Annotated in this window: 10 protein-coding genes, 1 tRNA gene and 1 riboswitch; of the genes, 5 read left to right on the top strand and 6 right to left on the bottom strand. The window is 62.6% G+C overall.

The features are described 5' to 3' along the window. Positions 1–60: 60 nt before the first annotated feature. Entirely contained in the window at positions 61–1,407 is a 1,347-nt protein-coding gene (locus V3587_RS10510) for a lysine N(6)-hydroxylase/L-ornithine N(5)-oxygenase family protein (RefSeq protein WP_095971457.1), read from the top strand. After that, positions 1,404–1,652 carry an MbtH family protein gene (locus tag V3587_RS10505; RefSeq protein ID WP_003945538.1) on the top strand — a complete coding sequence of 83 codons (249 nt, stop codon included), beginning with the start codon at positions 1,404–1,406 and terminating at the stop codon, positions 1,650–1,652. The genes V3587_RS10510 and V3587_RS10505 overlap by 4 nt, the downstream gene beginning before the upstream one ends. Before the next feature lie 80 nt (positions 1,653–1,732). On the opposite strand, the gene V3587_RS10500 is transcribed toward V3587_RS10505, so the two are convergent. Further along, a complete protein-coding gene (locus V3587_RS10500; protein WP_007734361.1) occupies positions 1,733–3,160 on the bottom strand; it encodes a threonine/serine ThrE exporter family protein in 1,428 nt (475 codons plus the stop codon). 122 nt (positions 3,161–3,282) lie between these two features. Between V3587_RS10500 and V3587_RS10495 the strand changes: the two genes are divergently transcribed. Continuing rightward, positions 3,283–3,357: transfer RNA gene (locus tag V3587_RS10495), tRNA-Thr, on the top strand. A 107-nt stretch (positions 3,358–3,464) separates the two neighbouring features. On the opposite strand, the gene V3587_RS10490 is transcribed toward V3587_RS10495, so the two are convergent. From V3587_RS10490 to V3587_RS10470, 5 genes are all read right to left on the bottom strand, one after another. Beyond that, on the bottom strand, positions 3,465–4,262 hold the full coding sequence (locus V3587_RS10490) for a GAF and ANTAR domain-containing protein (protein WP_095971456.1): 798 nt from the start codon (positions 4,260–4,262) through the stop codon (positions 3,465–3,467). A 478-nt stretch (positions 4,263–4,740) separates the two neighbouring features. Then, complete coding sequence (locus V3587_RS10485; RefSeq protein WP_095971455.1) at positions 4,741–5,556, bottom strand: ABC transporter; 816 nt, start codon at positions 5,554–5,556, stop codon at positions 4,741–4,743. Between the two features lie 47 nt (positions 5,557–5,603). Next, a complete protein-coding gene (locus tag V3587_RS10480; protein ID WP_095971489.1) occupies positions 5,604–5,918 on the bottom strand; it encodes a DMT family transporter in 315 nt (104 codons plus the stop codon). Between the two features lie 14 nt (positions 5,919–5,932). Continuing rightward, a riboswitch (guanidine-III (ykkC-III) riboswitch) is annotated at positions 5,933–5,995 on the bottom strand. A 46-nt stretch (positions 5,996–6,041) separates the two neighbouring features. Continuing rightward, entirely contained in the window at positions 6,042–7,271 is a 1,230-nt protein-coding gene (locus V3587_RS10475; RefSeq protein ID WP_283376602.1) for a hypothetical protein, read from the bottom strand. A gap of 31 nt (positions 7,272–7,302) precedes the next feature. Continuing rightward, entirely contained in the window at positions 7,303–7,839 is a 537-nt protein-coding gene (locus tag V3587_RS10470) for a hypothetical protein (protein WP_283376603.1), read from the bottom strand. Between the two features lie 129 nt (positions 7,840–7,968). Here V3587_RS10470 and V3587_RS10465 point away from each other — a divergent pair, with 129 nt between their 5' ends. Together V3587_RS10465 and V3587_RS10460 are read left to right on the top strand one after the other, a co-directional pair. After that, positions 7,969–8,685, top strand: a complete 717-nt coding sequence (locus tag V3587_RS10465; protein WP_007734368.1) for a response regulator transcription factor — start codon at positions 7,969–7,971, stop codon at positions 8,683–8,685. After that, entirely contained in the window at positions 8,682–10,133 is a 1,452-nt protein-coding gene (locus tag V3587_RS10460; RefSeq protein WP_283376604.1) for a sensor histidine kinase, read from the top strand. Before V3587_RS10465 ends, V3587_RS10460 begins: the two co-directional genes overlap by 4 nt. The last annotated feature ends 8 nt before the right edge of the window (positions 10,134–10,141 follow it).

Below are 10,141 nucleotides of genomic sequence, written 5' to 3'. Positions count from 1 at the left end.
ACTTCGGGACATCGATTGGCGACCGTATCAGGTCGTCCCGTCGGGGATGGACTACCTGTAATGAGTGAATCACCGAGAGACTCCAGCGCCGAACCTGCCATTGTCGACATCGTCGGCGTCGGGTTCGGGCCGGCCAACCTCGCGTTGGCCATCGCTGTCGAAGAACACAATGCAAATTGTGCAGCCGTTGATCGGGTGAACGCGCGGTTCTTCGAAAAGCAGTCTCAGTTCGCGTGGCATCCCGGGATGCTGCTCGACGGTGCCACGATGCAGATCGCGTTTCCGAAGGACCTGGTGACCTTCCGCAACCCGCAGAGCGGATACAGCTTCTTCTCGTATCTGTTCGAGCAGGGTCGACTGGTCGACTTCGTCAACCACCAGACCTTCTTCCCCACACGCCACGAATTCAACGACTACCTGTGCTGGGCAGCTCGGCGAGTCGACGCGGACGTGCAGTTCGGGACAACCGTCGACGGGGTCGAGGGCATCAAGAACTCCGACGGCGTGGTCGATCGCTTTGCGGTTCGCACAGCCGACGGTGACACGGTGATCGCGCGCAACATCGTCGTCGGAGCCGGTCTGAAAGAGCGGATCCCGGAGTGGGCAACGCCGTCGTCCCGGTGCTTCCACAATCACCAGTTCCTCTTCCACCTCGAAGCCATGCCGGAGCCCGTACACAACCGGTTTGTCGTTCTCGGCGCCGGCCAGAGTGCCGCGGAGATCGTCGACTACCTGCACACGAACTACCCGACCGCCGAAGTGCACAGTGTTTTCGCCCGCTACGGCTACAGCCCGGCAGACGACAGCCCGTACGCGAACCGCATCTTCGATCCCGAAGCCGTCGATCAGCTGCACGGCGCCGACGCCGCGGAACGACGTCGACTGCTCGATTTGCACCGCAGTACCAATTACTCGGTCGTCGACATCGAACTGATCAACAAGCTGTATGCCACCGAGTATCAGGAGATGGTTCGTGGGCCGCGGCGACTGTTCATGCGTCGGGCCTCGGAGATCACGAGCGCCGTCGAGACCGAATCCGGCATCGAACTGGCCGTCCGTAGCAACCTCGACGGCTTGACCGACACGCTGTCGTGCGACGCACTCATTCTGGCCACGGGTTTCACCCCGGCACCGCTGGACAATTTGTTGGGTGAACTCGTGCCGGATTCGTCCGTTCCGCGTAACGTCAGTCGGGATTATCGACTGGCTGTAACGGAGGACGTGACAGGCGGTATCTATCTGCAGGGTGGGACAGAACAGACTCACGGATTGACGTCGTCGCTGCTGTCGAACGTGGCAGTGCGGGCGGGGGAGATTCTGGCGTCGGTACTGAGCCACCAGAACCGAACTGGTGCGCTTGCTAGTCTGGGCGCACAAGACACGTACGTAACGAGTGAGGCGAGATGAGCACTAACCCTTTCGATGACGAAGACGGCCGCTTCTACGTGCTGGTGAACGACGAGGACCAGCACTCGCTGTGGCCCACGTTTTCCGAGGTCCCCGCCGGCTGGCGCGTGGTGTTCGGCGAAGACAGCCGCAAGGCGTGCCTCGAATACGTCGAGGCGAACTGGACCGACATGCGTCCGAAGAGCCTGCGCGAGGCCATGGAAGCCGATCAGGCTGCCGGCGGAAAGCATGCAGTCGAGAGCTGATTCTCACCGCTCGGAAACCGCCGAGTGAACCGAAAGAGCTGGGCACCGTCAGGTGCCCAGCTCTTTCTGCTCGTATCTCTCTACTTCTCGGTGACGGGAACCCGGCGTCTGCGCTTGCGGACCATCGGCCGGCGTAGCGAGTCGACGCGCATCAGGATTCGGGGACGACGCAGCGTGCGCGCTCCCCATTCGCCGAGCGTCACGCCCGCGGCCAGGGCGCAGCCGATGCCGAAGGCCGACAGCAAGGCAGTCAGGCCGATCAGTACCTGGTCGTTGAGCAATGCGTACAGGCCTCGATACAGCGACAGACCGGGGAGCAGGGGAGTGATGCCGGCGACCGCGACAACCAGCGGAGGCGTCAGGGCGCGGCGTGCCATCAGGCCACCGGCAAGACCGACCACGGTTGCGGCGATCGCGGCGGCGATCACAGGGCCGACGTCGAGTGTCTGCACGAAGATCGACACACCACTGCCGGCCGCGCCGCCCAGGAACGCCGCGGTCAGTGCACGGCGCTCGGCATAGCAGGCAAGCGCGTAGAAGACTGACGCACATGCACCGGAGAGCATGAGGATCGGCAACTGGGTGATGGTGGAGACTTCCACGTTGATCGGCGGAAGCGTCGAACCCAGCATTCCGGTCATCCGCAACGAGATCGCGACGCCCGCGATGATGCCGCCCGTCATCATCACCACTTCGAAGAATCGCGCGACAGCCGTGATCGGCGCACCCATGATCGCGTCCTGGACCGAGCCCACCAACGACAGCCCGGACAGCAGGACGACCACTCCGGCCGCGATCACCAACGACGGCCGGATACTGATCCCCAGCTGGTCCTGAAAGGTATAGAGCGTCGCTGCGGGCGCAGCCGCGATGAGACCACCGACAACCTGCTGGAAGAAGAACGGCAACCCGAAACGGTTCAGTACGCGGTTGACGCGGTCGATCACCATCGTCGTCAGAAACGCGACTGTGGCAACGAGAAACCCGCCGCCGAGCAGGACGGAGACCGAAGCCGCCATCGCAGCCCAGGCCATGGTCGCGGTCCATCGGTTGTACGGGTGGGGCGCTGTCGTGATGGCTGTGAGCGCGTCGTGCGCTTGGTCCGGGGTGATCGCCTCACGACGGATACGACGCGTCAGTCGGTCGACAGCCGCCAATCGTGTGAAGTCCATCGAGCGGTAGTGGACGATGCGCATCGTGCTCGCCGGCGGTCGCGTCGGGCCGCGATAGGCAGAGAGCACAATCGAGTTGTAGGTGACGTCGACGTCACACTGGGCAAGGCCGTAGGTAGCGGCGATGAACTGCACCTGCTCCGCCGTGTCCATAGCCGCGGTCCCGGATGCGAGGAGGACTTCGCCGACCCGAACCGCCAGGTCCAGGACTTCTGCGACGACGGCGTCGTCGGTGAGGTCGATCGGTTGAAGCGGTGCGGGAGCCGACGTGACCGTGTCGACGGTGGCTTGGCGGTTACCCGTCAGGCGTGTGAGTACTTCGGTGAATTTCGCCATCAGGGGGCGGAGTGGGAGTTGCGCATGGGGCCCACGCTATCTAACGTGACCCGGGCGCGGCCACCGTGACGGCTTGGATATGATGGCTCCGCAAAGTCAGTCGCGGGAACGCGTCGGTCTTCGCCTCCTTAGCTCAGTGGTAGAGCACTCGCCTTGTAAGCGAAAGGTCGTCGGTTCAATCCCGACAGGAGGCTCCATCGAAGAGGGCACCCACCGAGAATTTGGTGGGTGCCTCTGTGTTTTCCAAGATGCGGTGTTTGCCGAGATGCTGCTGTGTTTGCCGGCCCGGTTCAGCAGGCCCGGATCAGTTGGTCTCAGGCTTGTTCGTAGCCTGACGCGGGTCGATCGCGCCGTCGATGTACTGCTGGGCGATCACTCGCAGTTTGACGTTGCTGCGCTGCGAGTCCTGGATGAGGATGCGGAAGGCTCGGTCGGCGTCGACGCGATGAGTGCCCATGATGATGCCCTTGGCCTGTTCGATGACGCCTCTCGATTCGAGTGCTCGCTCGAGGTCCATCGCGTGCTTTCTGGCGATGTCGAGGCGCTGCGAGCTGTGCAGTGCGTAGGCCGAGGTCACGGCGAACAGTTGAAGCAGTGCGACGTCGGCTCCGGTGAAACCTCGGAGGTCGTGGCTGTAGAGATTGAGGGTCCCCAGCGGGCGATCTCTACCGGGCAACGGCATCGACAAGAAACTGACGGCGCCGACTGCCTTTGCCGCGCTTGCGAATTGAGGCCACCGGCTGTGAGCTTCGCTGGCATGTGCGCGGACAACCGTTCCTGTGCGTGACGACGTCACACTCGGTCCGTAGTCCAGTCGGAATTGAATCGAGTCGACGGTGCGAACAAGTTGGTGGGTGGCGGCTACGGTTCGGAACGTCGAATCCGAACCGCCGATGGTAATTCCGGCCATGTCCGCGTCGGCGATGAGGTCGACGGCGTGTTTGCAGACCTGTTCGAGGAACTGCTCTGCCTGAGCGTGTGGATCGAGGTGCGCATAGAGCGATTGCAAGGCGTCCGAGGCGGCGTCCAGGCTGTCCTGCGACGCGGAATTTCGGCCCCCGGTGGGGCCGCGGTGTTCCCTGGCAATGCGCGGCGCCGTCATTGTTTCAACCACCCTTCCCCATCACGTCGCAGGCATGTCCGATTCGTCTTATTGTTGCACCGGACTAACTGTTGTGCACTCTGTTTGGGTGGACAAGTGTCTGATGAGACGGACGGTTATGCGGAGTGGGCTCCGTATGCCCAATCGTGATGTTTGATTCGGCCGTTAGCGGGTAGTGCGCCGATCTTGGAATTATGTTGTCCTGCAACAGTTAACGTGAAAACTGCGACCGGGGTACAAGTTTTCTCCGCAATGGCGCGCAGGTCGCGAACTTGGCCTATTGTCAGCGCCAGCGCACAATCTTGTACGCGTAACCCGTAGACAGTGAAGGGGATACGACGATGAACGGACTGATCGCGGCTCTGAACAGCGGAATGACAGTTGGCTTGGCCAACACGATCCTGACTTTCGGCGGAATCATCATCAATCTCAATATCGTGATCAACAACTGACCGCGTAATCGGCGAGTAACCCTTCGTTATGCCGACTCGATCGGAAGGTCCGGCCCTGGGCGCTCGCTCTTGCTCTTGAGCCACCGATTGGGAAGTTTGCCGGCCAGTTCTCCGAGTGGACCGACTGCAGCACTGAGGATTCCGACGGTTTCTTGAAGTACCTCGATGCTTGCACTCATTCGCTCGAGGTTGGGGGCGAGGGAAGTCAAGGTGTCGGACAGTGCAACGATCTGGTCAAGCGGGCCGCCTTCGGCGATGAGCCGCTCGAAGGCGCCGTTCTCTGCCAGGAGTGTTTCGAGGATGCCGTTCTCGGCCAGTGCGCGATCGATGACGCCGTCCTTGGCCGTCAGGCGTTCGACGGCACCGTCCTGTGCCGTCAGGCGTTCCAGCGGACCGTCCTCGGCCATCATTCGATCGAGCAATCCGTCCGGGGCGAGTAGCCGCTCCAAAGCGCCGTTCTCGGCGAGCACTCGATCCAACGGGCCGCCCGGGGCCAGAAGTCTTTCGAGTGGTCCGCCGGGAGCGAGTAGTCGTTCGAGAGTGCCGTCGGGTGCAGTCAGTTTATCCACCGGACCGCCGGGTGAGAGAAGTCGATCGAGCGGCCCACCGGGGGCCAAGGCCTGCCCGATGGGCCGATCGTCTGCAGTAAGCGATGACAACTGCTGAATCATCTGCATGGGTCCGCGGGGGCTTGCCAGGCCGGCAGCACCCGCCGTCACGGCGCCGGTATTACCGACGGCGATACGAACTGTCGTGACCGTCAGCTCCGCGATTCCCAAACTGATCTCTGCGGCTGCAATGCCCGCGCGTAGGGGAAGCGTGAGCATCTCCAGCAGTTTCATGCATTAACTGTAACCGGTAACACACAAACACTCACCAGGATCGCCGGTCAGTGAAGGACCTTCAGACCGACGACACAACCGACGATGCCAAGGATCAGCAGTATCTTGACGACCGACGTGGACTCCGCGCCGGTGACCATCGCATATCCGACGGTGAGGGCAGCGCCGATGCCCACCCAGACCGCGTACGCAGTCCCGATAGGAAGGGTGCGCATTGCGTAGGCCAGACCAGCCATACTGACGATCAGGCCGAGGACGAAGACGACGGTGGGTGACATCTTGCTGAATCCGTCGGACTTACCGAGTGCGGTAGCCCAGACAGCTTCGAAAAGTCCGGAAATGACGAGCACGATCCATGCCATGGTGAACAACTCCCAAGGCACCGTCTTTTCGCTGGCCGGGTACGGTGCGCTCGTCCGGATGTCGTCGTTGACCAACCAACCATAGCAACAGAATTCTGCGTTCCGACCCGATCAGCTGGCGATTTAGGTCACCACCGCCGTTCGAACTCTCTTCAGATGGATGGTCGTCATGGCCACCACGATCGTCGCCGTCGCGGCGAGAACGGCCAGTGGAATCGACGTGTTCACCGTGGCAGGGCCGTGTTCGGCGAACGGACCGTTCGACCACCCGAATTCCTGCGCGGCCGGGTCCAAGAAGGTCGCTGAAACCGAGAACAACGTAAGAGCGAAGGGCAGTACGGCCCCGCTCGAAACTGCTCCGACCGCAACAGGCACGCATGACGCGACGGCCAGTCCCAGCGCAAGCGGGAGGACGAGGATGTGGGCAACCATGGTCGGGGCGGCACCCAGCAGTCCCGAGAGTGTGGTCACGGCAAGTAGTCCCAGCCCGAGTTGGGGCATCGGCCTTTTCCAGCCGACGACGACGCCCAGCGCCAGGGCAGCAGCGCTCGCGGGTATCGCCCAAGTCCAGTCGGACGAAAAGCGGATCGTGCCGACCGAAACCGCGCTGACTGCCAGTCCGACGAGTATGAAACGACCGTCGAGTGGGGGCAACTGCCAAGCCAGTGCGACGGTTGCGGCAACCGCGATCCCCACTGCAGTCAACCAGAACCCATGTGATGTCGACGGCGAGCCCAACCACACATAGAGAGCCGTGAATGCCAGAGGCAGAACAACTCCCAGCGTCACCAGGCGTGTGTCGACGTCGTCCGGTGCCTGCTCTGAGCGTGCGACTGAAGCGACCCCGCCCACGAGAAGAGTTGCAGCGAGCAGAATCCAGACGGGAACCGTGGACGGCACGGGATAGGTATCACCTGGAAGTGTGAGTGACCATCGCGCGACGCGATCGCGCCACAAGTCCGCGGCGCCGAAGTACAGGGTCGTCGTGATCACCCCGAGTGCGAGAGCGATTTGTGCTCCGCGGTGCCCCTTCGCCGGAAATGCCGCCGCCGCGAGGAAAGCGCCGGCCCCGACTGCATTCAGAGTCACCGACATTTGGGCGGAGATCGAAACGAAGGTCGGTAGCGCGATGGCGAGGGCGCCGGCCGCAGCGAAGACACTCGCGAATCCGCCACGTCCCCAGCGATGCAGTAGCGCAACGCCGACCGCGGCAACTACCGCGGCGGTTGCTCCCGCCCACTGCGGCGTGATCACCACCGAGGTAACGCCGTCGTCGGAGAACGAGAAGTCGTCCACTCGCGACTCGGCCACTGCGTATGCGGCCACCACGCCGCCGACCAACGCAGACGCCACCGGACCATAGAGCTGAGCGATTTGAACTGAGCTAGGTTGCTGCATAGTTGGTCGCATTTTTGCACAACTCTCCGATGCGACCGACCGTCACGTCACCGTGCGGATCCATCCACACCGGTTCCCCGTCTCGACGTCGAGGAACAAGCAGATGGCGCCCTCGGCTCGGCCACTGGACGAAGTCGTAGCCGGCCAATTTGGTCTGAACGATATCGGCGACCCACACCGCAGCGTCCGCGAATGCAGTGTCCATCGATATTGCGTCGTCCATCGGCATTGCGTCGTCCATCGGCATTGCGTCGAAGTGGCTGAATCCGCCGATGTCGCGTGCGCCTTGCCAGCCGATCGTGACGTTGTAGTCGCTGTTGATCGAAAATTCCCAGATCAGACGATCGACAACCACTTCAGGCCCGAATCGCAGACAACGCAGATCTTGGGCAACAGCAGCAAGGGCTTGTGCCCAAGACTCCGGTGGCGCGAAGCCGGGATCCTCGCCGGGATCGGTGTTGTTGGTGAACAGAGGAATGCGCCAGGTCAAGCAGTCTCTGTTCCACAGTGGAGGCAGTGACATGCCGCGTCCTTCCGGTTCGTGGGCCCTGCGCCCCAGCTTTTCACCTGCACTCAGCTTTTCACCTGCACTCGGCCGTTCACAGGAAGCTCCCAGGGAACATACAGCGGGATTCCAGTGCCAAGGGAGAAGATGGTTCTCGTGACCGACAAGACCCCTGAAGCCCGCATCCTCGTCGTAGACGACGAACCCACCATCGTGGAGTTGCTCTCCGTGAGCCTCCGGTTCCAGGGTTTCGAGGTGGCAACTGCTTCGAGCGGCGCCCAAGGCCTGGACGTCGCACGTACTTTCCGTCCCGACGCGATTGTTCTCGACGTCATGATGCCCGGGATGGACGGCTTCGGTCTGCTTCGACGCCTCCGCGCCGACGGCGTGGACGCGCCGGTCCTGTTTCTGACGGCGAAGGATTCGCTTGACGACAAGATCAGTGGTCTGACCCTCGGCGCGGACGACTACGTCACCAAGCCGTTCAGCCTCGAAGAGGTCGTGACGAGGTTGCGGGTCATCCTGCGCCGTGCCGGTCGCGGTGTCGCGCCGGAGCAGTCGCCGCGCGTGAAGTTCGCCGACATCGAACTCGACGACGACACCCGTGAGGTCTGGAAGAAGGGCGAACTGGTCGCACTCTCACCCACCGAGTTCACACTGCTTCGTTACTTCATGGTCAACGCCGGGACGGTCCTCAGCAAGCCGCGGATTCTCGACCACGTCTGGAACTACGACTTCGGCGGGGAGGTCGGAGTTGTCGAGTCCTACGTGTCCTACCTGCGTCGCAAGGTGGATACGGGGGAGACACCGCTGATTCACACATTGCGTGGGGTCGGCTACGTGATGCGTGAACCGCGGCAATGATCGCCGCCGCGGAAAACGATCAGCTTCCGAAGCGGGGTCGTTTCCGTCTCCATTCACTGCCGCTGCGCTTCACACTGGTTGCAGCTTTGCTGGTGTTGGCCGCGCTGGGTTTGTTGGCGTCGGGCGTGGCGGTCACTTCTGCTCTCGAGAATTCGCTGACCCAGCGGACCGACAAAACGCTGTACGAGGCGGTCGACGGTTGGGCGAAGCCGCACACCAGAGATCTACAGCCGCCCAGTGACGTCGGCCCGGGCACCCGCCCACCCAGCCCCTTCTTCGTCCGGACAGTGACCCCGGACGGACGGGTGATCATTCTGAACGACAGGTCGACGACCACGGAACCCGACCTGTCGAAAGATTCCACCAACGGCCCGATCACCGTCGGATCGAGTGACGGTTCGGACGTGAACTGGCGAGTTCTCACGACGGTCCGCGACGGCACGACCACGACTATCGGTGTGCGACTGACGGATAACGAGCAGACCGTCGACGACTTGGTCGGTCTGCAACTCGGCATCGGCCTGGTTGTCCTGCTGATCCTGGGCGGCGGAGCGTATTTCGTGGTTCGTCGGAGCCTTCGTCCGCTGGTCGAGGTGGAGGAAACTGCCGCTGCCATTGCCGCCGGCGACCTTCATCGCCGCGTTCCGGAGCGTGACGACCGCACCGAGGTCGGCCGACTGTCCGTGGCGCTCAACGGAATGCTCGCGCAGATTCAACACGCATTTGCGGCGACCGAGGCTTCGGAGGAATCAGCACGGCGTTCCGAGGAGAAGATGCGTAGATTTGTCGGCGACGCGAGCCACGAGTTGCGCACACCCTTGACGACTATTCGTGGATTCGCCGAGTTGTATCGCCAAGGGGCCATGACCGATACGGAAACGCTGATGAACCGGATCGAGGGCGAGGCGTCGAGGATGGGACTTCTGGTCGAGGATCTGCTCATGTTGGCCAGGCTCGACGAACAGCGACCGCTCGAGAACAAGCCGGTGGATCTGCTTGCAGTTGCGGCTGATTCGGTGCAGGCGGCGCGTGCGATTGCACCGGATCGAACTGTCAAACTTCAGATGACCGGCGGCCCAGGGCTGCCCGAGGTGCACGGTGACGAGGCCAGACTGCGTCAGGTCGTCGCCAATCTGGTGGGCAACGCGATCAAACACACGCCGCCCGATGCGCAGGTCACCGTTCGTGTCGGTACGACCGAGAACTCCGCGGTGGTCGAAGTTTCGGATACCGGTCAGGGTTTGAGTGACGAGGATGCCGCGCGTATCTTCGAGCGTTTCTATCGCGCGGACACCTCTCGCACCCGCGAGACCGGGGGCGCCGGTCTCGGCCTGTCCATCGTCTCGGCTTTGGTTGCAGCGCACGACGGAACCGTCGGCGTCGAGACGGCCCTCGGGCTGGGAACGACGTTCCGCGTCGAATTGCCGCGTGACCCGAAGGACGACTGACGAGGACT

Origin of the sequence: Rhodococcus sp. IEGM 1306, assembly GCF_036541985.1 — a bacterium.
In the GTDB taxonomy this organism is placed as follows: Bacteria; Actinomycetota; Actinomycetes; order Mycobacteriales; family Mycobacteriaceae; genus Rhodococcus_F; species Rhodococcus_F qingshengii.
The sequence above is the reverse complement of the archived record's forward strand: the minus strand, read 5'-3'. Positions and strand labels throughout refer to the sequence as shown.

Bases quoted from the DNA above. Each gene is read 5' to 3' on its own strand.
- V3587_RS10510 (WP_095971457.1), top strand. From the start codon at position 61: ATGAGTGAATCACCGAGAGACTCCAGCGCCGAACCTGCCATTGTCGAC.
- V3587_RS10505 (WP_003945538.1), top strand. From the start codon at position 1,404: ATGAGCACTAACCCTTTCGATGACGAAGACGGCCGCTTCTACGTGCTG.
- V3587_RS10500 (WP_007734361.1), bottom strand. From the start codon at position 3,160: ATGGCGAAATTCACCGAAGTACTCACACGCCTGACGGGTAACCGCCAA.
- V3587_RS10490 (WP_095971456.1), bottom strand. From the start codon at position 4,262: ATGACGGCGCCGCGCATTGCCAGGGAACACCGCGGCCCCACCGGGGGC.
- V3587_RS10485 (WP_095971455.1), bottom strand. From the start codon at position 5,556: ATGAAACTGCTGGAGATGCTCACGCTTCCCCTACGCGCGGGCATTGCA.
- V3587_RS10480 (WP_095971489.1), bottom strand. From the start codon at position 5,918: ATGGCATGGATCGTGCTCGTCATTTCCGGACTTTTCGAAGCTGTCTGG.
- V3587_RS10470 (WP_283376603.1), bottom strand. From the start codon at position 7,839: ATGTCACTGCCTCCACTGTGGAACAGAGACTGCTTGACCTGGCGCATT.
- V3587_RS10465 (WP_007734368.1), top strand. From the start codon at position 7,969: ATGGTTCTCGTGACCGACAAGACCCCTGAAGCCCGCATCCTCGTCGTA.
- V3587_RS10460 (WP_283376604.1), top strand. From the start codon at position 8,682: ATGATCGCCGCCGCGGAAAACGATCAGCTTCCGAAGCGGGGTCGTTTC.